The organism is Cellvibrio sp. PSBB006, from assembly GCF_002162135.1.
Classification (GTDB): Bacteria; Pseudomonadota; Gammaproteobacteria; order Pseudomonadales; family Cellvibrionaceae; genus Cellvibrio.
In genome coordinates, this window is the sequence record NZ_CP021382.1 from 3,849,022 (window position 1) to 3,873,056 (window position 24,035).

Here is a 24,035-nt window from a genome sequence, read left to right on the forward strand (position 1 = left end):
GCCGCTACTCCGCGGCCGGTTTCTCTGTCGCCAGTGCGGCGGCCAAAACTGGCAATTGCTCCAGTAATTCGCTCAGCTTCGCCGTATTAATCCCGTCTTTATCCTGAATCAATTCACCCAGATCGGCGATGAGGCTCTGGAGCTGCTGACTCCATGCCGGATCAGCTGCCGCGCCGCCCAGATGACTCAGCAGGGGAGATTCTCCCTGAGTCAATAAGGCTTCAAGACCGATCAATACTGCCAAATTGTGCTGCAGCGTATCGCCCGCAAACTGGTTATGGTGAGTGGTACGGTCGAGGGCAATCGCCTGGAGCAGTTGGTCCGGTAACTCGCTGCCGAGTAGCTGGTGTGCGGTGTGCTGAATGAATTCCAGTCGCATCTTCGGCGGGAGTTGTAGATAGGTTTGGCTAATGGGGCTGAGGGGGTTTTGCCAATCCTGCCGCAGGCGTTGCACATCATCAGCCAACACCTGGTTCACCAGGCGCAGCACCGTCCGGCGCCGATTATTGGGTAAATCGCCCGTTGTGAGTCCGGCGGCATTCTGTTCAGCATTGATCGTGGTTATCGGCAGAAAATCGTTAAATGACCGCTGGCCATACTCACCCCAGAGTAGAAATTCCAGTGCATGAAACCCGAGGCTGACTTCGCTCGGATCAGTCAAACCGTGTTGCTGGCGTAAACTGTCAGCGGTAAGCACGATGGAAATATCATTGACGATGCCGCTGAAAGGATAATCCTGCACGGCATCGAGATATCCCGGCTGGAGTTCGCGCGCATCAAGGACAAAATAATGCCGGTTCAGGGCCGCAAAGCGGCGCGATTGTGTCTTGGCCAGTGCGACCCAGACGGCATGTTGTTGCCATTGTTGATGGCAGTTGCGCCACTCCTGGCGCACATTCGCCAAGCTTGCTTCGGAGGGTTCAGCCAAAAACAGATCGAGTTGGGCCGACAGATTGCGGCTTGCCTGTTCCGTGTTAATCAAGGACTGAAGACCCAATTCCCAGGCATAGCGGGTGGATTTATCCAATGGGTCATCCGAGGGAGAATCAGCGGCAATAGCGCCGGATGTGCAGCATAAGAGTGCAATCAACAGGGTGAAAGCGGTAGTGAGAATGTGGTTCACGATAGTGTGAGATAGATCCCTGAGCAGGTGGTTGGTTGTTGTCCATTAATCCCGAAGGCTGATAATCGGCCAGTTACGCGTTTCTGCGGTTTGACGCAGACGCTCATCCGGATCTACCGCCACCGGGTGAGTAACCTGTTCCAGCAGCGGCAGGTCGTTGTAGGAATCGCTGTAAAAATAACTGCCATCCAAAGAATGTCCCTCGCTGGCCAGCCATTCGTTCAGGCGAGTCACCTTGCCACCCTGAAAGCAGGGTGTACCGATAATCTCGCCGGTATAGCGCCCATCAATGACCTGAGGATCTGTTGCCAGGATGTCATCCACGCCCAAATGTTTCGCAATCGGATGCGTGATAAAACTGTTGGTAGCGGTGATGATCAGCAGGTAATCGCCATTGTCGCGGTGATGTTGCAACAGCGTCTGTGCCTTGACCAACATCAACGGTTCAATGCAGATAGTCATAAATTCCTGGTGCAATTCCGCCAGTTCTGTTGCGGTAAAGCGAGCCAGGGGTGAGAGGGCAAAACGCTGGTAGGCATGGATATCCAGGGAGCCATCTTTGTAGGCCTGGTAGAAAAGGTCGTTCTGGCGGCGATACTCGACGGCATCAACCAATTGTTTACTTACCAGAAATTCGCCCCAACTGTGATCGCTGTCGCCGGCGATCAGGGTGTTGTCGAGGTCAAAGATAGCGAGGGTCACAGCGTACCTGAAGGGGTTGTTCGAAGTGGCGGCTAGCATAGCGATTGTGTGTAACCCACTCAACAACTATGTGCAGATTCTCACATTTTTTTAAACTGGCTGGCGAGCGTTGAGTGAATTGCTGTGTGCAACAGATTTGTGGAACAATAGGTCGCAACAGCATTACGCGAAAATCATGACCAAATAATGAAAGAGCAGTCCCACATACTGCTTGTTAGCCAGGATAATCAGCCCCGTGATAGACAACGATGGATTTCGCCCTAACGTGGGCATCATGCTTACCAACGACCGGGGCCAATTGCTCTGGGCGCGGCGTGTGGGCGGGCAGGATGCCTGGCAATTCCCGCAGGGCGGCATTAATGCCAATGAAACGCCGGAGCAGGCGCTCTACCGTGAACTTCATGAAGAAATAGGTCTCCATCCAGAAGATGTGGAGATTCTTGCCTGCACCCGTGGTTGGCTGCGTTATCGTTTGCCCAGCCGCTTGGTTCGACATAACTCTCAACCGCTCTGCGTCGGGCAAAAGCAAAAATGGTTTTTGTTGCGCCTGCGTACTGACGAAAGCCGTATTTGTCTGGAAAACGGTGGGCGGGCTGAGTTTGATGATTGGCGCTGGGTCAGTTATTGGTATCCGCTGAGCAAGGTAGTAGCGTTCAAGCGCGATGTGTATCGACGGGCATTAAAAGAATTATCCCTGGATCACAGCCAATTGGAAGATGGTGCGCTCGCTGAGAATTCATCGGTTTCCGGCGGTACACATGCTACCTTACTAAGAGCCAGATAAGCTTCTCCGGGACATGTGCAACCTGGTATCCATGAGAAGCTCCTGAATCAGGGCGATCTTCCCACGCGCTATCAGCGTGCGCAGATCACCGACAGACAACAACCAGGCAGTTCACCCCGATGTTAAATTCACTCCGCAGTATTGTTCAGGAAGTCAATGCCGCCCGCGACATGAAGACAGCGCTGGCGATTATCGTCACGCGCGTCAAACAGGCTATGGGTACGCAGGTCTGCTCCGTCTATCTCGGTAATCCCAAAGGCGATTATGTCCTTATGGCGACCGATGGCTTGAATGCTGATGCGGTAGGTAAAGTGCGTTTGCGCCCCGGCGAAGGTCTGGTCGGCCGGGTCGTCATGCGGGAGGAGCCGGTTAATCTGGAGCACGCGGAGACTCACCCGAGTTATCAATATTTTCCTGAAACCGGTGAAGAGCGTTTCGCTTCTTTTCTTGGTGTGCCGATCATTCACCACCGCAAAGTGTTGGGCGTACTCGTTGTTCAGCAGGTAGAACAGCGTCGTTTCGACGAAGGAGATGAAGCTTTTCTGGTCACCATGTCGGCCCAGCTTGCCGGGGTTATTGCCCATGCCGAAGCCACGGGCGCAATGGATATCATGGGTGACAAAGCCACCCAGGCAAAATTTATCGGTGTTTCCGGCGCACCGGGTATTGCCATTGGTGAGGCCGTGGTCATCACCCCGCCAGCGGATTTACGCTCAGTCCCTTATAAGGCTTGCACCGATGTGGACGCCGAGTTGGCGTTCTTTCAACAGTGTTTGATGGCGGTTCGTGAGGATATTAAATCCTTGGGCGAACAATTGCGCAGTCGGATCAACCGCGAAGAACAGGCGCTTTTTGATGCTTACCTGGCCATGCTGGATGATGCTTCACTGGGCAGCGAAGTTTCGGAGCGCATCCGGCGTGGTACTAACGCGTCCTATGCGTGGAGCGAGGTTATCCTCGAACACGAAAACACCTTCAACAGTATGAATGATCCCTACTTGCGCGAGCGGGCCACGGATCTGCGCGACCTGGGTCGGCGAGTGCTGGCTTACCTACAGGAATCCAACCAGAAGTGCCGGGTATATCCCGACAAAACCATCCTCATCGGTGAGGAGTTGACGGCTTCCATGTTGGGTGAAATTCCCAAGGAAAAGCTGGCCGGTCTGGTGTCGGTGCTCGGCTCCAGCAACTCGCACGTCGCCATCCTGGCGCGCGCCATGGATATTCCTACGGTAATGGGCGCTGTGGATTTACCTTACACCCAGATGGACCAACGCTCGGTCATTGTTGATGGCTATAAAGGCACAGTCTACAGTGATCCCGGTCCCCAGCTACGCAAGCATTACAAAGCGATCTTCCTGGAAGAGCAGGAGCTGGTTAAGGGGCTGGAGGCGCTCAAGGACTTACCTTGTGAGACGCTGGATCATTATCGCTTACCGCTGTGGGTCAATACGGGTCTGATGACCGACGTCGTCCGCTCCCTGGAGCGGGGTGCCGAAGGTGTGGGGCTGTACCGGACCGAAGTGCCTTTTCTGTTGCGCGACCGTTTTCCCAGCGAGGAAGAGCAGCGGGCAATTTACCGCGAGCAGTTGGAGGCCTTTGCCCCCCATACCGTCACCATGCGCACCCTGGATATCGGCGGCGACAAGGCGTTGCCTTACTTTCCTATTGAAGAGGACAACCCCTTCCTGGGTTGGCGCGGCATTCGTGTCACGCTTGATCACCCGGAGATTTTCCTGGCGCAATTGCGCGCGATGATCAAAGCCAGTGAGGGGTTGGATAACCTGCGTATCTTGCTGCCGATGATCACCAGCGTAGCAGAGCTGGAGTCTTCAAAATTATTAATCCATCGCGTATTCAATGAGCTGCTGGAAGAAGGCTTCAAGGTCAAGATGCCGCATATCGGTGTGATGATCGAAGTCCCGGCAGCGGTTTACCAGGTGCGTGAATTATCGACGCGTGTGGATTTCCTGTCCGTCGGCAGTAACGACCTTACACAATACCTGCTTGCCGTCGATCGCAATAACGCGCGCGTAGCCGACCTCTATCAGGCGTTTCATCCGGCTGTATTGCGGGCATTGCAGCATATTGTTACGGAAGGGCATGCTGAGCGCGTCAGTGTCGGCATTTGCGGTGAGCTGGCCGGTGACCCTGGCGCTGCCATTCTGTTGATGGCTATGGGTTACGATGTGCTTTCCATGAACGCAACGAATTTGCCCAAGGTGAAATCAGTGATTCGCAGCATAACCCTGAAGCAAGCCAAAGCCTTGCTGGCTGAGGTTATGACGATGGTGAATGCCGAGCAGATTCGTCAGCGTCTGGATCAGGCGTTGAAAGAAGCGGGCGTTACGCGTTTGATCAGGCCCGCTGCGCAGGATTAGCTTTTCTACGCTCAGCAAAACCTTTGCATGACTTAACTGCCACCTCAGGGGGTGACTGAGCGATCAATGGTGTTATGATTGCCCGCGTTCTTGATCCCACAGGCTATTTTTCCACTATGTTGACCTACCCCGAGATCGATCCCGTCGCACTGGCTATTGGTCCCCTCAAAATTCACTGGTATGGCGTGATGTATCTGCTGGCGTTTGCCAGCGCATGGCTGCTTGCCACGCATCGAGCCAAAGCCCCCAATGCGCTGATCAATAAGGCGCAGGTAGAAAATCTGATTACCTACGGCGCATTTGGCGTGATTATCGGTGGCCGGGTGGGATATGTCGTGCTCTACCAGTTTGAGACCTGGATGAACGATCCGCTGTGGTTGTTTCGTGTCTGGGAAGGCGGCATGTCATTCCACGGTGGGCTTATCGGCGTCATTGTGGCCATGCTGATCTACGCTCACCGCATCCATAAGCCCTATCTAGCCCTGATGGATTTTATTGCTCCTGTTGTTCCTCTGGGGCTTGGCTTTGGGCGTCTGGGGAATTTCATCGGGCAGGAGTTGTGGGGTCGGGTGACCGATAGCCGGTGGGGAATGATCTTCCCGCGCGACCCGTCCGGTTTGCCACGGCATCCTTCGCAGTTATATCAGGCCGCTCTGGAAGGTCTGGTGTTATTTATTATCCTGTTCTGGTTCTCACGTAAACCGCGCCCGCGTGGTGCTGTGTGTGGTCTTTTCCTGGTTTTTTATGCCGCATTCCGCTTCCTGGTGGAGTTTGTGCGAGAGCCAGACAGTCATATCGGTTTCGACTTGCTGGGTTGGATGACTCGCGGACAATTATTGTCAATTCCTCTGTTTTTCCTCGGTATCGGTTTAATGATCTATGCCTATTGGCCAAGCAAAACCCCGGATGCAGTTGGCGTCAGCAAAAAATGAGCGAATGTTGAGAGAGTCATATAAATGAAACAATACCTTGACCTGATGCGCGATGTAGTGGAAAACGGTATTCAGCGAGGCGATCGCACCGGTACCGGAACCCGCTCAGTCTTTGGTCGGCAGCTCAGGTTTGATCTTAAGCAAGGTTTTCCGCTGGTAACTACCAAGACGGTTCATCTTAAAAGCGTGATTGTTGAATTGCTGTGGTTTTTGCAGGGGCGCACAGATGTGGGCTGGCTGCAGGAGCGAGGCTGTAGCATCTGGAATGAATGGGCGACCGCCGAAGGTGAGCTGGGGCCGGTATATGGCAAACAGTGGCGCAGCTGGGCCTGTCCGGATGGCAGTACGATCGATCAGATTTCCCAGGTTATCGAACAAATCAAAACCCGTCCGACATCGCGTCGACTGATTGTAAGTGCCTGGAACCCGGCTGATCTGCCCGATGAGTCCCTGAGTCCACAACAGAATGTTGAGCAGGGGCGTATGGCGTTAGCTGCCTGCCATACGTTGTTTCAGTTTTATGTGGCCGAAGGAAAATTGTCGTGTCAGCTCTATCAGCGCAGTGCAGACCTCTTTTTAGGGGTACCTTTCAACATTGCCAGTTATGCGCTGCTAACGCATATGATTGCGCAGCAGTGTGGGTTGGGTGTGGGCGATTTTGTGCACACCTTCGGCGATTGTCATTTGTATAACAACCACATAACGGACGAAATTGTGTACGAACAATTGAACCGCGCGCCAAAAAAATTGCCCAAGCTCATCATCAAGCGCCATCCGGGCAGTATTTTTGATTATCAACTGGAAGACTTTGAATTTGCCGGTTATGAACCCCATCCGCGAATTGTTGCGCCGATTGCAATCTAATTAAGCGCAAACAACTGGAGTACAACCCTGGTGAAACTAGCCCTGATTGTCGCTGCTGCGGCCAATAACGTTATTGGTTGTGAAAATCGTTTGCCATGGCATCTGCCGGAAGATCTGAAGTACTTCAAGGCAACGACGATGGGCAAGCCCATTATTATGGGGCGGAAGACATACGACTCCATCGGTAGAGCTTTACCGGGGCGGACTAATATCGTGATCACTCGCCAGCAGGATTGGCAAGCTGAGGGTGTGCTGGTGGCCCACGACCTTGATCAGGCTATCGAGTTGGCTGAGGGTGTAGTTACCAGCGCTGATGAGGGGATAGATGAGGCGCTGGTCATTGGTGGAGCCGAAATTTACCGAGCTAGCATAAAGCGTGCCCAGAAAATTTATTTGACACGAATTAAAAAAAATTTTCCCGGGGATGCATATTTCCCGGAATTATCTCCGCAGGAGTGGTTAAAAGTATCTGCCATAGAGGGTGACGCTCAATCCTCAGAGCCGCATAGTTTTTGGGTGCTGGAGCGAGTTGGTCAATAAGTAACCTCTAATAACCTTTGGTTCTTATAATCGAGGTGAAAAATGCGCCAAATGGCGTAATTTTTAGCTAAATGTTACTTATTGTTGGTTTTGAAATATGTCACTGTTACCGCAGTGATACTTAAGTACACACGTAGAAAGCCTTTTGGATAAAACATTGAATGTGGGCGAAAGCTCTTATTACAATGCGGCGTTCTTAATTGCCTCGCTTTCGAGGCTACGTGGATAACGCGTCTGTGGCACTTCCGTTACTGTCGCAAACTCACTTGATGAAGCACCCGAGTTGGGGGGAATATGAAAAAACAGCGATTGAAAGCCGTGGTTTTATCCACCGTGCTTTCTGCCGGCGCGCTAATGGGTAGCGTTGCTCAGGCAGATCAAACCCTGGATGCAGTTCTCCAGGTAGGTCAAACCAAGACGACCTTGGCACAAGAATCACAAAAACGTATTGATCGACTGGCTCAGGAAACTGATGACCTTACCCAAGAATTCAAAGCGGTCAGCAAAGAAATCGAAGGTCTGCGCGTTTACAATGCCCAGTTGGAAAAACAAGTTGCTGCCCAGCTGCAAGTTATCAAAGATCTCGATGCTTCTATCGAACAGGTCACTGTGGTTGAGCGCCAGATTCAACCGCTGATCATGCGTATGCTGGATGCTTTGGAACAGTTTATTGCATTGGATAAACCTTTCCTTTTGGAAGAGCGTCAAAACCGCATTCAAATGCTGCGTGACAATCAGGATCGTGCTGATATCTCCGTTTCCGAAAAATTCCGCCAGGTACTCGAAGCCTACAAAATCGAATCCGATTACGGTCGCTTCCTGAATGAGTACAAAGCAACCCTTAACGTCGGTGGTCAGGATCGTGAAGTGAACATTCTTCAGGTCGGCCGTGTCTCGCTTATGTATCAAACTACTGATACCGAGCTGTCCGGTGCTTGGGATGCGGGTCAGAACGCATGGGTTGAATTGGATGACTCATACCGTTCTCTCATTCTCAAAGGTTTGCGTATCGCACGTAAACAAGCCTCTCCAGACATCTTAACCGTACCTGTTCAAGCTCCGGAGGCAGCACAATGAAGATGAAGTTTGTAAAAAGCTGCATGGCTCTCGTGGCCGCAGGTTTGCTGAGCAGCAGTTTTGCCCTGGCGCAGCAGGCTGACAAGGCTGCAACGCTGGACCAACTGTTGGATATGGTAAAAAAATCCCAGATCGCTGAGTCTGCCGAACACCGTCAGCGTGAAGCCGAGTTTTCGCGCAACAAAGCCAACCAGGCTAATTTGCTGGCCCAGGCTAAAGCGACTCGCCAGGCTGAAGAGACCCGCTCAGAGCGTTTGGAAAAAGTTCACTCTGACCAGGAGTTGCAAGTTACCGCTAAAAGAACCCAGTTCAATGAACGTCTTGGTTCAATGCGCGAACTGTTTGGTCACTTGACTTCAACTGCCGGTGATTTGCGTGTAGCTACCGAAAGTTCTTTGGTAAGTGCTCAATACCCGAATCGTGGTGACTTCCTTGAAGACCTGATCGACAAAATGAACAGCAACACCAAGTTGCCTACCATCGCTGAGATTGAGCGTCTGTGGTATGAAGTTCAGCGTGAGATGGTTGAAGGTGGCCGTGTCAGCAAATTCAATGGTGTTGTTATTAAGCCTAATGGTGACAGAGCTGAGCAGGAAATCGTACGTATTGGCGTATGGAATCTGGTCTCTAACGGTCAGTACCTGAGCTTTGAAGGTGGCAAAATTTCCGAATTGCCACGTCAGCCCGACGGGTTTTCTTCAGGCGCTTCCGCGTTGCAAGAATCTACGTCTGGTTTGACTGGTGTAGGTATTGATCCTACTGGCCCAACTGGCGGTTCCCTACTTGCTGCACTGATCAACAAAGAAACGCTTGTTGAGCAATGGCATCACGGTGGTTTGGTTGGTTATGTGATCACCGGTGTGGGTATTTTCGGTGTATTGCTTGGCTTGTGGCGTATTCTGGTGTTGTTCGGTGTTAGTGCAAAAGTTAGTGCGCAGCTTAAGTCGAGCAAACCAAACCCGAACAATCCATTGGGTCGTGTGCTCAAAGTGGCTGAGGACAACCCTAAAGCTGACAATGAAACGCTGGAGTTGAAGCTTGAAGAAGCTGTGCTGAAAGAGCGTCCTGCTATCGAAAGTGGCTTGGCTATTTTGAAGATCATTGCAGCCGTCGCTCCGTTGTTGGGTCTGTTGGGTACCGTAACCGGTATGATCGAAACCTTCCAGGCTATCACCATCTTCGGTGCGGGTGACCCTAAAAATATGGCGGGCGGTATTTCTGCTGCGCTGGTTACAACGGTACAAGGTCTGGTTGTTGCAATTCCTGTGGTCCTGATGCACACCCTGGTTAACGGTCGCGCCAAGCGTATCGTTCATGTCCTGGAAGAGCAGACTGCAGGTATCATCGCCGAAAACGCTGAACGCAAGTAGGAGATAACTCATGCAGGCATTAATGGACGCATTTGCAGCCATTGGAGCCTTTATGGATCAGGGCGGCCCTTTGATGTATTGGATCGCCGCCCTCACCTTTGTAATGTGGACGTTGGCTTTTGAGCGCGTCTGGTATTTCAAAGGGAATCTGAAAGGTGACGTACAACGATCTCTGGATGCTTGGGAGGCGCGTAAAGAGCGCAAGTCCTGGAATGCACACAGAATTCGTGAGGCTATGATTTCGCGCATGTCCGACAAGATCCAGCAGAACATGGACATGATTGCAACATTGATTGCAGTTTGTCCTCTGATGGGGTTGCTCGGTACGGTGACCGGTATGATCGAAGTGTTTGGCGTGTTGGCTACCACGGGTGGTGGTGACGCTAAACAAATGGCTGGTGGTGTGTCGAGAGCAACTATCCCTACCATGGCGGGTATGGTTGCTGCGCTGTCCGGTTTGTTTATCAATACCTATTTGACCCGTATTGCAGAGCGCGAAAATCAACTGTTTGCCGACCACCTGACGATGGATCACTAAGGTTCATGTGCTAAAGAATTAACCGAAGAGATTTCTCATGGCCAGAAATAGTGCAAAACCCGAAGAAGAAGCGCAGGCGATTGACCTGACGCCCATGCTTGACGTGGTCTTCATTATGTTGATTTTCTTCATTGTTACGGCAACTTTCATTAAAGAAGCTGGTATCGAAGTAAATCGTCCTGAAGCGACCACAGCGGATGAGAAAAAACGTGCCAGTATCTTGATTGCTGTCAGCAATAACAATGAAATCTGGATTGATAAGAACCGTGTTGATCCGCGCGGTGTTCGTCAGGCTATTGAACGCCTATTGGCTGAAAATCCCAAAGGAACTGTGGTAATCCAGTCTGATAGTGAAGCCAGTATCGAGCTGTTAGTTGATATCACCACGGCTGCACGTGAAGCAGGCGTGAATGATGTCGCTGTCTCAACTGAAAAGAAATAGGCCGCTATGAACATTGCAAGAGTAGGTATAGCTGGAGGCTTGGGGGTGGTTGCCACCTTCTTGCTTCTGTTTTTGATGCATTCGTTGATCAACAAAGATCTTGGTGAAGCTCCAGAAGAGAAAGAGACCAAGATTGCCGATGTTCAGATGCCAAAAACCGAGATCGAGACACGCTACGAAGAGGCTAAGCCGGAAAAACCGGAAGAGCCTCAAACTCCTCCGCCCGATATCCCCGAGCCGGAATTTGATGCGCCTGATGCGAATCTTGATGGCCTTAATATGGAAGCGCCAACCTTCGATACTGATATTGCCATGAACATTGGTGGCTTTAGTGGTGACGGTGAATATCTGCCTATCGTGAAGGTTGCTCCAGAGTACCCCAGTAATGCTGCATCACGCGGTATTGAAGGTTTCTGTACTGTGGAATTTACCGTTACGGCTAATGGATCTACCAAAGACGTGGTTGCTATTGATTGCACGACTAAAGATGGTAAACCAACGTCTGTATTCAACCGGGCATCAATTCGCGCTGCGGAAAGATTCAAATATCGTCCGAAGGTAGTTGATGGTGTACCGATTGAAGTTCCGGGCGTCCGCAACAGATTCGTGTACGAGTTGGCAAAGTAAGAGAGGTGTGAATATGAAATCGTTTAAGTCGATCGTTTCAACAGCTCTTAATAAGACGTTGCTGGCAAGTGTGTTGGCGATAACGCCGGGTGTTGTAACACTTGTTGCAACGTCAGTTGCTCCGAGCCAGACATTAATTAAATTTGATGTTGTTGAAGCGCAAGTAAAGGCTAAGAACAAGCAATTTGAACCGCGTCGTTTGCCTGGTGTAAGCCAGGACTTTGCGAAGGGACTGACGGAAGTTGGTAACCTGCTGCAGCCGCCAGAACCTGAAGATGGCAGCAAGCCGCCGGCGCCAAACCCGCGTAAAGCCCTTGAGGTTTTGAATGGTCTTGCCAGAAATAAAGACAAGCTAAACCCATATGAACAAGCGCAGCTTTATCAATTCTTTGCCTATGCCTATTACGGTATGGAAGATTATAAAAGAGCGCGTGAGCAGTTCGAGTTGGTGTTGCGCCAGGTGCCTAACATTCCGGTTAGTCTTGAGGCTTCAACCACGCTGACTGTGGCGCAGCTTTATGGTAACGAGGAAAATTACCGTAAATCCCTGGATATGATGTTGAAATGGACTGATTACGTTAGCGAAATCAAACCGGAACAACACTATCTCTTTGGCACGCTCTACTATCAGTTGGAAGATAGCAAGAATGCTTTGCTAAACATCAATGAAGCTGTGCGGGCACAGGAAGCGGCGGGCAAGGTTCCCCAAGAGTCATGGTATGGTTTGCAGCGTGGTTTGTACTTCGAGAAAGAGGACTACAAAAACGGTGTAGTTGTACTGGAGAAATTGGTACGCCATTACCCCAAAGCCTCTTATTGGCGTCAGTTGGCGCAGGTTTACGGCATTCTGGAGCGTGATAAACAAAAGTTATCAGCACTCGAAACAGCTTATTTAATGGGTGGTGTGACTGGCGAGAAAGATTTAGTCATTCTTGCATCATATTTCCTTGAAGCTGAAGTGCCTTATAAAGCAGCTAAAGTGCTTGATAAAGGTATCAATAAGGATAAATCCATTGAACCCACCGCTAAAAATCTTGAGTTGTTAGCTAACTCATGGCGTGCGGCGGCGGAATACGATAAATCCCTTGTTGAAATGGAAAAGGCGGCAAGAAAATCGGATGACGGTAATCTGCTTCATACTTTAGCCACACTCTATAGCCTCAACGACCGCTTTGAAGATGCTATTGAAGCGGGTAATGCAGCGCTGAAGAAAGGCAAGCTGAAGCGCAGAGACCAGGCATTACTTGCAATTGGTAATGCTGAGCTGAGCCTGGGTAAGTTTGATGCTGCAATTAAATCCTTCAGGGAAGCAGCGAAAGATGAGCGGAGTAATAGCTTGGCTAAGCAATATATTACTTTTGCAGAGAGAGAAAAAGCGCGTGTCGCTTCTCTGAAGCAAGGCTAAGCATTTGTAAGTTGGTCCCATTAGTTCCAATAAAAAAGCCAGCATCTGCTGGCTTTTTTATTGGAGTGCGAGATCAAAATGATTGAGTAATGTTAACTGTCCGCCGTTTTGCCGAAGCAGGACGACGGACCAAAAACTCAGTTATCCAATAATGTTAAATCTCTGACCGCACCTTTGTCGGCGCTGGTCGCTAACATGGCGTAGGCTTTGAGTGATGCGCTGACTTTGCGCGGTCTGATTTCAGTTGGTTTCCATGCTTGTGGTCCTTTGGATTCCATTTCCTGGCGCCGCCGAGTTAGCTCTTCATCACTCAGGATGACGTCGATGCTGCGATTGGGGATGTCGATTCGAATAATGTCACCATTCTGAATCAAGGCAATATTGCCCCCGCCTGCTGCTTCCGGAGATACATGGCCGATAGAAAGGCCTGAGGTGCCACCGGAAAAACGTCCATCGGTTAACAGAGCGCATGATTTGCCTAGACCTTTGGATTTAAGGTAACTGGTGGGATATAACATTTCCTGCATACCTGGCCCGCCACGAGGCCCTTCATAGCGGATAACTACGACGTCCCCTGCTTTCACTTTTCCGCTGAGAATGTGCTCAACAGCCTGGTCCTGGCTTTCGATCACATGAGCGGGGCCCTCAAAAACCCAGCAGCTCTCATCGACGCCTGAGGTTTTCACCACACAACCATCAATGGCGATATTTCCACGCAGTACCGCCAATCCGCCTTCTTTGGTATAGGCATTTTCCATTGAGCGAATGCATCCTTCCTGCCGGTCTATATCAAGTGTTGGCCAGCGTGTTGACTGGCTGAAGGCGACCTGGGTAGGAATACCTGCGGGACCCGCTTTATAAAAATTCTTAACGTCACTGGACTCCGTTACCATGATGTCCCATTGATCCAATGCTTCTTGCATTGTCTTGCTGTGTACCGTGGGTTCCTGGTTGTGCAACAGCCCTGCGCGATTCAGTTCTGCCAGGATGCCAAAGACACCGCCCGCACGGTGAACGTCTTCCATGTGATATTTTGGGGTGTTCGGTGCGACCTTACAAAGTTGGGGAATCTTGCGAGACAGGCGATCAATGTCCGTCATGGTGAAGGGCACGTCGCCTTCCTGAGCCGCAGCTAATAAATGCAGGATGGTATTGGTCGAGCCGCCCATGGCGATATCCAGAGCCATCGCATTTTCAAAAGCCGCAAAACTGGCAATAGAGCGAGGCAGTACACTTTCATCATCCTGCTCGTAATAACGTTTGGTGATCTCAACAATCCGGCGACCCGCTTCAAGAAAAAGCCTTTCGCGGTCCGAGTGAGTGGCCAGCACCGAACCATTGCCGGGCAAGGAAAGACCCAGCGCCTCGGTAAGGCAATTCATAGAGTTGGCGGTAAACATCCCCGAACAAGAGCCGCAGGTAGGGCAAGCGGAGCGTTCGTAAGCATCGACTTTTTCGTCCGAGGCGCTGTCATCGGTGCCGATGATGATGGCATCGACCAGATCCAGCTTATGGTCAGCGAGCTTGGTTTTCCCCGCTTCCATGGGGCCACCAGATACAAAAACTACGGGGATATTCAGGCGCATAGCCGCCATCAACATGCCGGGGGTAATCTTGTCGCAGTTTGAGATACAAACCAGCGCGTCGGCACAGTGGGCATTAACCATGTATTCCACTGAGTCAGCGATGATGTCGCGAGAAGGCAAGCTGTAAAGCATTCCATCGTGGCCCATCGCAATCCCATCATCCACCGCAATGGTATTAAATTCTTTGGCTACCCCGCCCGCTTTTTCCACTTCGCGCGCAACCAGCTGGCCCAGATCTTTGAGGTGCACGTGGCCGGGTACAAATTGGGTAAATGAGTTGGCAATGGCAATAATAGGCTTATCAAAGTCGCCGTCTTTCATGCCGGTTGCACGCCATAGCGCGCGGGCACCAGCCATATTGCGGCCGGCGGTAGTGGTCTTGGAGCGATAAACAGGCATAGCCAACCTCGGTAGAAGCAATTTTTCAGAGTAGTAAAAAGTGGCCAATCATAGCAGAAAAGCCCGCCGATGGCCTGCCAGGCATGAAGCTGGCGTGGTGCTTCCAAGGTGGGCGTTGCTTGGTTAAAGCAGATTCTTTACAAAGATTTTGGAGTTGCGCTGATAGTTATACAAACTCTGGCGGGCCATGGGTAAATCACTAAGGTTACCTTGTGCAAAGCCCTGTTCGATAAACCAGTGAGCAGTCTGGGTCGTCAGCAAAAAGAGTTGCTTGATGTGTTGTTTGCGAGCTTGCTTCTCCATGTGCTCCATCAGAATGGCGGCACGTCCACCCTTGCGATAATCAGGATGCGTCGCTACGCAGGCGAGTTCTGCCATATCGCCATAAGGATAGAGTGCCGCGCAGGCGATGATGGTGCCGTCCTTCTCCATGACACTGAATTTGTTGATCTCCGTCTCCAGGACTTCGCGGGACCGCCGGACCAGAATGCCGTCATTTTCCATAGGGGTAATCAGTTCGATGATGCCACCTACATCGTCGATAGTCGCCGTACGCAGCTGTTCATATTGACCGGAATACACCATGGTCCCCAAGCCATCCCGGGTGAAGAGCTCAGTCAATAATGCGCCGTCAGTGGCATAACTGACTAATTGCGCGCGCGCTACGCCCTGCAAGCAAGTCAGGTAACAAGCGCTGAGTGCCTGACGCAGATCGGGATGAATCGTTTGGCTTTCCGCCTCCAGAAATTCTTTGCACTCCTGCAAGGATAGCTGCCGTACAAGCTCACCCTCGCTGTTGATGACACCGTCTCCGTCGATGAAGGCAATCAATTTGTCGGCCTTGATTGCGGTGGCGACATGGGTCGCTACATCGCTGAAGGACAGGTTAAATACTTCGCCTGTGGGCGAATAGCCCAGGGGCGATAGCAATGCAATAGCGCCGGAATCAAGGGCTGTCTGCAGGGGCTTGGTATTCACCTTGCGCACCTTGCCTGTATGCTGCAGGTCAACACCGTCAATCACCCCGTGAGGCATGGCAACGGCAAAATTGCCGCTTAATACCTGCATGTGCGCGCCATGCATGGGGGAATTGGGGAGTCCCGTGGACAGCATCGCTTCCATCGTGATCCGGGCTTCTCCAATGGCCTGAATAACACAGTTCAAGCTTGCCCCATCAGTGATACGCAAGTTGTGATGGAACTGGCTTTGGGTGCCGGCCGATTGCAAGCGCGTGTCTATTTGTGGCCGTGCGCCATGCACCACCACGAGACGCACGCCGAGGCTATTAAGCAGGGCAATATCGTGGATGATGTTACTGAAATTGTCATGCTTGAGGGCTTCGCCGGGGAGCATCAATACAAAGGTTTTTCCCCGATGCTTATTGATGTAAGGCGAGGAGTGGCGAAACCATTTGACGTAATCCTGAGTATTAGTCGGCACGATCTTTTCTCTTCCAATAACAAAGTAATGCAAGCTTAGCGGTAAACCTCGACAAACAGAAGACGGCAGCAGTACTCGGTCTATTCAAGGCAAAATTTCTGTATCAAGCCACGAATAATAGCGGTTGCCGGTTCAATTTGCCGTGTGTCAATAAATTCATCCGGCTGGTGTGCCTGATTGATCGAGCCAGGTCCGAGTACCACCGTTTGCATACCCAGCTGTTGCATAAACGGCGCTTCAGTTGCAAACGCCACGCTTTCGCTGCGATTACCCGTGAGCGCTTCGCAGGTTTGGATTAGCGCAGAATGTTCATCTTCAGCAAAAGCATCCACGCCTTCAAACAGGGAAGACAAAATAATATCCGTGCCGGTTGCCTGGGCGATAGGACTCAATCGTTGCTGAATAATGCTGCGCATTTCATCATTATCCATGCCGGGCAATAACCGCAGATCAAAATGTAATTCGCATTCAGCACAAATGCGGTTTGCGCCGTCGCCACCGTGTATGCAGCCCAGATTCAGAGTCGGGACAGCTACAGCAAAACCGGGATTGCGATAACGTGATTGTAATTCAGCGCGCAAAGCTATCAATTCATTCATAACCTGATTCATGCAATCAAGTGCACTCCTGCCCAGGGCCGGATTGGAAGAGTGGCCGCTGCGACCTTGTACGCGAACTGCCTCCATCATGATGCCTTTATGCATGCGCACCGGAACCAATTCCGTCGGTTCGCCGATAACAGCATAGCGCCCTTTGGGTGTGCCACTTGCGGCCAGCGCGCGCGCGCCGCTCATACTGCTCTCTTCATCGGCAGTGGCAAGAATAATCACGGGGTGTTTCAGTGGCATTTTTAAGAATGGTTTTATTGCTTCAATGACAACAGGGAAAAATCCTTTCATGTCTGTGGCGCCCAAGCCAAAAAGCTTGCCATCTTTCTCGGTTAATTTAAATGGATCACTCTGCCAGCGATGCGTGTCGTAGGGTACGGTATCGCTGTGCCCGGCCAAAACTAATCCACCGTCACCCTCTCCGAGGGTGGCAATTAAATTTGCTTTGCCCTGCTGTTTCAACGGCATAATTCGGGTGCGCAATCCCATTTCATCCAGCCAGGTCGCCAGCAGTTCGATAACCGGCAAGTTTGGCATGTCCCATTCGGGCACAGCGCAACTCACCGATGGAATGGCGACCAGTTGTTGTAATTGCTGTTGGTATTGTTTGGCATTAAAAGTCATAACTAATCAACATTGTATAGTAGAGGATGTCATGGTTTGCGCGAGTTCTTATCATACTCCAGATAGACAATCACATGGCTATCAATATCCGCTTTCGCCAGTAGGTTCGGTCGGTGGACGCAATTTGGCATTAACGATATGCTTCGATGCAATGTCATGCATGTTGGAGAGCAGACTTGAACGAACGTGTTAATAAGATTGTTATTGTGGGCGGTGGCACGGCGGGTTGGATGGCCGCTGCGAGTCTGGCACGTTTCTTTGACGGAAAACCTTCCCATATTGTTTTGATTGAGTCAGAGCAGATTGGTACCGTGGGCGTGGGCGAAGCAACTATACCAGGCATCCGTGCGTTTAATCTTTCATTGGGTATTGATGAAATTGATTTTATCAGGAAGACCAACGCCACCTTCAAATTGGGTATTGAATTTCGTAACTGGTATCAGAATAACACCACTTTTTTTCATCCATTTGCGGCTTATGGTTTGCCACTACATGGTGTGGAGTTTCATCATTACATTGCGCGCATGCGTGCCGCAGGCGAAACCGTTGATATAGCAGATTACAGCTTTCCTATTCAGTTGGCCCGGCGAGGACATTTTGCCCAGCCCCACGAAAAGCCACCCACCCCGCTGGCCGATTATGGTTACGCGTATCACTTTGATGCAGCACTTTATGCTTCTTATTTGCGAGACTACGCCATGGCACGTGGTGTCGTGCGTATAGAGGGCAAGATTGCCTCAGTCAAGTTACATCCGGATGATGGATTTATTGAGTCGGTGATCATGGACAATAATGCAGAAATCGCAGGGCAACTTTTTATTGATTGCTCCGGGTTTCGCGGATTACTGATTGAAGAAGCGCTTCATACGGGCTATGACGATTGGCGTTGTTGGTTGCCCTGTGATCGTGCCGTCGCCGTGCAAAGTCAGTTGACCGGAGAGCCTACACCCTATACGCGCACCACCGCCCACGAAGCCGGTTGGCAATGGCGAATTCCGTTGCAACATCGCACAGGTAATGGTTATGTTTATGCCAGCCGCTTTATTAGCGATGAGCAAGCCAGGCAGACATTGCTGACACATCTTGACGGCGAACCGATAAAACAGCCGCGTCAGTTTGATTTTGTTACTGGGCGACGAAAAAAAATCTGGAACAAAAATTGTTTTGCACTGGGGCTCGCTTCCGGTTTTCTTGAGCCATTGGAATCTACCAGTATTTCATTGATTCAAACCGGCATTAGCAAGCTTTTGCAATTCTTCCCGGATGTCAGCTTCAACGCGCACGATATGGCAGAAGTTAATCGTCTGCATCATCACGAATTCGAGCGTATACGTGATTTTCTTATTCTTCATTACAAAGCCACGACGCGTAGCGATACCGCATTTTGGCGCTTTTGCCAGGAAATGCCAGTGCCGGATTCGCTCGCCCATAAGATGCAGGTTTATGAAAGCCGCGGACATCTGGTGATGTATGACCCGGAAGCTTTCGAAAAAGAAAGCTGGGTGACCATGTACATGGGCTTTCACCGATATGCCGAGCGTTATGATGAGCGCGCGGATAACATCAATCTGGATGAATTAAAAAATCAATTGGCCAAGATGCGGCAGATGATTCAAATCGCCGCCGACCAGGCAATGCGCCACGGCGATTTTATTGCCCGCCATTGTGCAGCAGAATGATTTATGCGTTAACTGAGCAGTTGGCCGCAATGAACTCTTTATGTGTCGGCACGGAATTCACGGCGCGCTGAATCGATTTACGCATCTCCGCCAGACTTTGCTTAAGATAATTTTCGTCCAGTTGATCTACACGGCTGTTGTAAGTCTGTGGCAATATCCCAAATCCGTGGTAAATGGCGAGCCAACTGGGCGGGCCAAATATTTCTATTGGGTAACGAATCAATTCGCCTCGGGTAACAAATGCATCAATTTTGTTTTGCAATGGTTCCGGGACGGCGGTTGTGCGACATTGATCCCACAGTGGCTCGCCGTGTCGTTGATTGGCTTTATAATGCAGGATAATAAAATCTCTCACACGCTCATACTCCTGGGCAGTCAGATGATTAAATTCATCAACTGCAGCCTGGGTATAGTAAGGGTACGGAAAACTGTGGCGAATTTTTTCGATGGCGGTTTCTACCAAGGCAATGCTGGTGGATTCCAGCGGTTCCAGAAAACCACTGGCTAAGCCAACCGCAATACAGTTTTTATTCCATGCCTGTTTGCGCCTGCCGGCAGTAAAACTGAAACGACGCGGCTCATGCAATAAATGACCGTCAATGTTTTTCTTCAGAATCGCAATGGCCTCATCCTCAGTCATATAACGACTGCAATAAACATGACCATTTCCCTGACGATGCTGCAGTGGAATTCGCCATTGCCATCCGGCTTCGTGGGCCTGACTTATGGTGTATGGTGGCGGATCACCTGCCAACTCACTTTGCACGGCTACGGCGCTGTCGCATAACAGCCACTCGCTCCAGTCTTCATAACCGGTTTTAAATGTTTGTTCGATCAGCAGCGCGCGAAAACCGGAACAGTCTATAAATAAATCGCCGTTAACTTCATCACCATTCTCCAGCATTAACGATGCTAAAGAGCCATCAATAGAATCCTGTCGCACCTCATGGATGCGTGCATCAATACGCTTTACACCTTGTTGCTCAGCATATTCACGCATCAATTTGGCAAACAGTGATGCATCGAAATGTAATGCCCAGTCGAATACCGATAACTCAGACGGTGGGTTAGGTGAGGGTTCGATAAATTTATGGTGCTCCGCCAACTGTACGCCCAAGGAATATTCCGGCAATTCACCAGCGCCTTCGCCGTGTTCGCGCAACTTCATCCAGTAGTGATGAAAATCCACGCCGTTGGCACGTTGTCCGTAAAGACCAAAAGGATGGATAAACTGGCTCCCCGTGCTATGCCAGTCGCGAAACTGAATGCCGAGCTTGCAGGTGGCGCGCGTGGCTCGCATAACATCAAGATCCTTCATGCCCAGCTCAGCGTAAAAGCGCCGCAATGTCGGTATAGTCGCTTCGCCGACACCCACAGTGCCTATCTCTGATGACTCCACCAATGTGATGGCAACCGAGGTTTTACGAAAGTGTTTGCTCAGGCTGGCAGCCGTCATCCAACCAGCAGTGCCGCCACCAACAATAATGATTTTGCTTACAGGTTTTTTCTGCACAGGAAAACCTTTGAATAAAATGATCAATTCTTATTAATCGTTATCTCAAAAAACAAAAACCGCCGCAGTTGTCTTTCCACAAGCTACGACGGTTCCTGTTGTATCAAAGAGTGCGGTTATTGAAAAGCACTCATTTATTACAAGGTTACTAGAAGTTTACGCGAGCTCCCAATGCCCATCGTGCTTCATAGATGTTTTGGAAAGCTTTTTGGTCTTCAAACTCCAGATAGGTTTGTTGGAATTCCTCGGTAATGTTGGAACCATTTATATAAAGATCGACATTATCGGTTACGGTCCAGGTAACGTTCATATCCAGTTGGCCATAGTCATCTTGATAAAGGCTTTGCATGCCTGTTGCTGGGCTGCCGGCAGTGATCAGGCGTGGTGAGCGGAAGTTGTAAGCCAGTCTTGCAGACAGAAATTCGTTTTCGAACCAGCCGACTACGTTGTATGTATCTTCTGAGTTGTTAACGAAAGGCAATTCCTCGCCTCCTAATCCCGCAGCATCCTGAGAACTGTCGGAGAAGGTGTAGTTAACATCAAAACCGAAGTTTGAAATAAACCCATCGGCAAAATCACTAAAAGCTACTTTAGCGGCGAGTTCGACACCTTCTACCTTACCACCAGTGCCTTGAACTGGCGCCGTAAATGGCCAGGGGCCACGATTGATGCCGTCGGTATCCGGCTCATCCAGATAGATCGTGCCAGTTTGTACGAAACTTTCAATATCAATATGGAAAATCGCCGCGCTCAGAGCAGATGCATTGCCCACATACCATTCAGCCGACAGGTCGATATTATCAGCACGAGTTGGATCGAGATCGGGGTTGCCTGATAAGGAGCCGCTGCTGACGCGCATGCAGTTACAATCTTCATTGAAAACCCGACCTACCGATTTGGCACCACCCCAATCAAGAAGGTTTAATGGCTGCATGGTTTTTCCATAACCGAAGCGGATTTTTACGTCATCCGTAACGTCGTAAGCAAGGTTTAGACTTGGCAACACATCTGTATAGCTGCGCTGGGTTACTTCATCTCCAGCATCATAGTTTACACCTGAGTGAGGTACTGCATCGCCAGTAACGTTTTGAATAATAGTCAGGTCGGTTTCAACAATTTTTACGCCTAAGTTACCCGTCAGATTTCCGGCTTCAAAATTGATTTGTGTGAAATAACTAAATTCATCAAGTGCCACACCATAGCTTTGGCCTGGCTGGTTAAATTTAGTTTGTGCTCCAAAAACTTTTTCCTGGTATGCGAGGGTGTTGTCGAGCTCGCGGGGATCAACAACCCAAACACCCGGGATACCTTTAACGGGACCAAAATCATCAACCCATACCACGTTATTCCACTCATCAATACGAGTTGGTGGTAACAATGTGTAGCCCAGAAAGTTTTCACGTTGACCCGTTACATTACCGTCTTCATCTTCAACGTCATATAGAACCCGATCTCCATTTTCATCAACTTCGTATTCGCCTTGAATCAAATCTGGATCGCATTCTGCGGTGCCGGAAAATTGGTCTACTGCTTTCCATTGTGCTGAGCAGCCAGTTTCGGGGAAATTCGCAAAATATGAGAAAACGTTGTGATCTACAGTGCGCTCACTTTGGCGGAGGCCAAAATCAACAGCGGTAATGAATGGCGCTTCATCAAATTCATATTTCCACTTTGTACTGAAGGTATTCATTGTTCCATCATCATCAGTATTATTTTCTGATGACATGGCTCCGATGTGATATGAATCTTTGCTGGCCATATATTCAGCTACAGTCATCATTCCCTGACCGCCATTAACGACCTGATCGAAGCCTCCGAAGACTGGATGTTTGCCGGATGCATCGTAAGTAATACGGAATTCATCGTCTTCGATACCACCAGGTGAGAAATCAGCAGCACAGCCGCCCAACTCGCCGATAACTTCTTGGTCGGGACCGCAATAAATTGAATCTCCTGGCATTAATCCGCCTGGCCCTGTTACCAATGTGCCCTGATCAATACTCAGCATGTCGCCTTCAACATAGCCATGGCGCATGCTGGCAGTGGCATCGGCACGCGTGATACGCACTTGTCCGCTCAGAGGGCCATCATTGGCAAAATTCAGCTCAATGCTGCCGTTACTGGATTCCTCTTCATTGAAATTAACCTGAGAGAACGACTGCAAACGATACGGTCTTGCACTGAAGGAATTAACGGTTCTCCAGTCATTGCCATCTTGATCAACAAAACTGTTGCTACCGAAACCTTCTGCGTAGGCGTAATCGGCGAATGTTTGCCAGCGATTGTTGTGAGAAAAACCAGCCCGGCGATTGTAACGCTCCTGTTTGCTGTAGAAATAATCAGCAACCAATTCAACGCTGTCGGTTAGTTGAGCCTGAAAGGATAAATTAAGGCCGTCACGATTACGCTCTTCTTCCTTATGGAAGGCTGCAAAGCCTTGAGGCACGACATGATAGATATCGGCATCAATAGCTGGCGTGCTCCAGGTGTGGTTATTGTTTGTCGCGCCGATGCCACCGTTTTCAGATGTATCGAAGTAACCGTTGTAGTCGGTAGCCAGGTTTTTTTCGGTGGTGACAGCACTAATCAGAAATCCAATTGTGTCATTTTGCCAGCCGACCAAGCCACTAATCGTAGGATCTACTTCCTCGCTGATGGAACCATAATCACCCTCGGCAGTGGCTGCGAAGGTCCAGCCCTCGTCAAGATCGAAAGGCCGGCGAGTCTTTAGGTCAATACTGCCGGCGATCCCTAAGGTTGTTAAAGAAGCTAAAGGGGATTTATAAACGTCTGCCCCAGAGAAGAGTTGCGATGGAAGATCCCCGAAATCGGCTCCAGAGCTGTCGATCGTCGTCGCACTCAAAAATGTTTCGCCATTCAATGAGGTCGCTACATTACTCAGACCACGGATCTGCACCGGGCCACCCTCACCGGCGGTCCGCTCTACTTGAATGCCGGGAATTCGCTGCAGTGAATCAGCGATAGTCACGTCAGGTAACTTACCAATGTCTTCAGCGGAAATTGCATCGACGACGGAAGGTGCATTTCGCTTGGTATTAACGGCATTTTGTTGCGACGCATACACGCCCGTTACAACTACTTCTTCCACCAGATTATCCTGCGCTTGCACGCAGACGGATGCCAACAAACAGGAAGAAATACTGGACGCAAGTAATGTCTTCCGGAACGCCCTTTTTTGAGCTTCCATAGGAGTCTCCTCATTTATATTGATTGTTTTTAAAGTCGAGTCAGGTGCGAGACGGTTCGTGTATCGCCTCTCCGGCATCCCCAATCACCATCGCGCTGTCCCCATCAACCGGCGTGGCTGGTTGAACTATCAGCGCGATGTATGAAGATCAGGGATGGGCGGACAATGGCACCCTTGGCACTTTTAAACCTGG

At 50.3% G+C, this 24,035-nt stretch carries 19 protein-coding genes; 12 read left to right on the forward strand and 7 right to left on the reverse strand.

Annotated features, from left to right (window positions below; translation table 11 throughout):
• Window positions 1–4: 4 nt before the first annotated feature.
• Together CBR65_RS16065 and CBR65_RS16070 are read right to left on the reverse strand one after the other, a co-directional pair.
• Entirely contained in the window at window positions 5–1,123 is a 1,119-nt protein-coding gene (locus CBR65_RS16065; RefSeq protein WP_157672111.1) for an imelysin family protein, read from the reverse strand.
• A 45-nt stretch (window positions 1,124–1,168) separates the two neighbouring features.
• Window positions 1,169–1,825 carry an HAD family phosphatase gene (locus CBR65_RS16070; protein ID WP_232461225.1) on the reverse strand — a complete coding sequence of 219 codons (657 nt, stop codon included), beginning with the start codon at window positions 1,823–1,825 and terminating at the stop codon, window positions 1,169–1,171.
• 235 nt (window positions 1,826–2,060) lie between these two features.
• Here CBR65_RS16070 and CBR65_RS16075 point away from each other — a divergent pair, with 235 nt between their 5' ends.
• The 11 genes from CBR65_RS16075 (at window position 2,061) to CBR65_RS16125 (ending at window position 12,785) form a co-directional block, all read left to right on the forward strand.
• Window positions 2,061–2,609, forward strand: coding sequence for an RNA pyrophosphohydrolase (locus CBR65_RS16075; protein ID WP_087467795.1), 549 nt, complete (start codon window positions 2,061–2,063; stop codon window positions 2,607–2,609).
• 119 nt (window positions 2,610–2,728) lie between these two features.
• Complete coding sequence (ptsP, locus tag CBR65_RS16080) at window positions 2,729–4,990, forward strand: phosphoenolpyruvate--protein phosphotransferase (protein ID WP_087467796.1); 2,262 nt, start codon at window positions 2,729–2,731, stop codon at window positions 4,988–4,990.
• Window positions 4,991–5,106: 116 nt separating this feature from the next.
• Window positions 5,107–5,922 (forward strand): prolipoprotein diacylglyceryl transferase, encoded by an 816-nt coding sequence (gene lgt / locus CBR65_RS16085; RefSeq protein WP_087469117.1) that lies wholly within the window; start codon window positions 5,107–5,109, stop codon window positions 5,920–5,922.
• A 24-nt stretch (window positions 5,923–5,946) separates the two neighbouring features.
• Window positions 5,947–6,786 carry a thymidylate synthase gene (locus tag CBR65_RS16090; RefSeq protein ID WP_087467797.1) on the forward strand — a complete coding sequence of 280 codons (840 nt, stop codon included), beginning with the start codon at window positions 5,947–5,949 and terminating at the stop codon, window positions 6,784–6,786.
• Window positions 6,787–6,816: 30 nt separating this feature from the next.
• The gene (locus CBR65_RS16095) at window positions 6,817–7,326 is read left to right on the forward strand and encodes a dihydrofolate reductase (protein WP_087467798.1); all 510 of its coding nucleotides are present in this window, start codon (window positions 6,817–6,819) and stop codon (window positions 7,324–7,326) included.
• A gap of 294 nt (window positions 7,327–7,620) precedes the next feature.
• Window positions 7,621–8,403 carry a DUF3450 domain-containing protein gene (locus CBR65_RS16100; RefSeq protein ID WP_087467799.1) on the forward strand — a complete coding sequence of 261 codons (783 nt, stop codon included), beginning with the start codon at window positions 7,621–7,623 and terminating at the stop codon, window positions 8,401–8,403.
• Window positions 8,400–9,773, forward strand: a complete 1,374-nt coding sequence (locus tag CBR65_RS16105) for a MotA/TolQ/ExbB proton channel family protein (protein ID WP_087467800.1) — start codon at window positions 8,400–8,402, stop codon at window positions 9,771–9,773. Before CBR65_RS16100 ends, CBR65_RS16105 begins: the two co-directional genes overlap by 4 nt.
• Window positions 9,774–9,783: 10 nt before the next feature.
• Window positions 9,784–10,311, forward strand: a complete 528-nt coding sequence (locus CBR65_RS16110; protein ID WP_087467801.1) for a MotA/TolQ/ExbB proton channel family protein — start codon at window positions 9,784–9,786, stop codon at window positions 10,309–10,311.
• A 37-nt stretch (window positions 10,312–10,348) separates the two neighbouring features.
• On the forward strand, window positions 10,349–10,753 hold the full coding sequence (locus tag CBR65_RS16115) for a biopolymer transporter ExbD (protein ID WP_087467802.1): 405 nt from the start codon (window positions 10,349–10,351) through the stop codon (window positions 10,751–10,753).
• Between the two features lie 6 nt (window positions 10,754–10,759).
• Window positions 10,760–11,380 carry an energy transducer TonB gene (locus CBR65_RS16120; protein WP_087467803.1) on the forward strand — a complete coding sequence of 207 codons (621 nt, stop codon included), beginning with the start codon at window positions 10,760–10,762 and terminating at the stop codon, window positions 11,378–11,380.
• Between the two features lie 13 nt (window positions 11,381–11,393).
• Window positions 11,394–12,785, forward strand: coding sequence for a lipopolysaccharide assembly protein LapB (locus CBR65_RS16125; protein ID WP_087467804.1), 1,392 nt, complete (start codon window positions 11,394–11,396; stop codon window positions 12,783–12,785).
• A 137-nt stretch (window positions 12,786–12,922) separates the two neighbouring features.
• On the opposite strand, the gene ilvD is transcribed toward CBR65_RS16125, so the two are convergent.
• The 3 genes from ilvD to argE all read right to left on the reverse strand — a co-directional run bounded on the left by ilvD (window position 12,923) and on the right by argE (window position 17,442).
• Window positions 12,923–14,770 carry a dihydroxy-acid dehydratase gene (gene ilvD, locus CBR65_RS16130; RefSeq protein WP_087467805.1) on the reverse strand — a complete coding sequence of 616 codons (1,848 nt, stop codon included), beginning with the start codon at window positions 14,768–14,770 and terminating at the stop codon, window positions 12,923–12,925.
• A gap of 123 nt (window positions 14,771–14,893) precedes the next feature.
• Window positions 14,894–16,210, reverse strand: coding sequence for an amino-acid N-acetyltransferase (gene argA / locus CBR65_RS16135; protein WP_087467806.1), 1,317 nt, complete (start codon window positions 16,208–16,210; stop codon window positions 14,894–14,896).
• A gap of 80 nt (window positions 16,211–16,290) precedes the next feature.
• Complete coding sequence (gene argE, locus CBR65_RS16140; RefSeq protein WP_087467807.1) at window positions 16,291–17,442, reverse strand: acetylornithine deacetylase; 1,152 nt, start codon at window positions 17,440–17,442, stop codon at window positions 16,291–16,293.
• A gap of 176 nt (window positions 17,443–17,618) precedes the next feature.
• On the opposite strand from argE, the gene CBR65_RS16145 reads away from it, so the two are divergent.
• Window positions 17,619–19,121: a tryptophan halogenase family protein gene (locus CBR65_RS16145; RefSeq protein WP_232461226.1), complete on the forward strand. Its 1,503-nt coding sequence runs from the start codon at window positions 17,619–17,621 to the stop codon at window positions 19,119–19,121.
• A gap of 1 nt (window position 19,122) precedes the next feature.
• Here the strand turns inward: CBR65_RS16145 and CBR65_RS16150 are convergent, their stop codons facing one another.
• Window positions 19,123–20,634, reverse strand: coding sequence for a tryptophan halogenase family protein (locus tag CBR65_RS16150; protein WP_087469118.1), 1,512 nt, complete (start codon window positions 20,632–20,634; stop codon window positions 19,123–19,125).
• A gap of 148 nt (window positions 20,635–20,782) precedes the next feature.
• Window positions 20,783–23,842 carry a TonB-dependent receptor gene (locus CBR65_RS16155; protein WP_087467809.1) on the reverse strand — a complete coding sequence of 1,020 codons (3,060 nt, stop codon included), beginning with the start codon at window positions 23,840–23,842 and terminating at the stop codon, window positions 20,783–20,785.
• Between the last annotated feature and the right edge of the window lie 193 nt (window positions 23,843–24,035).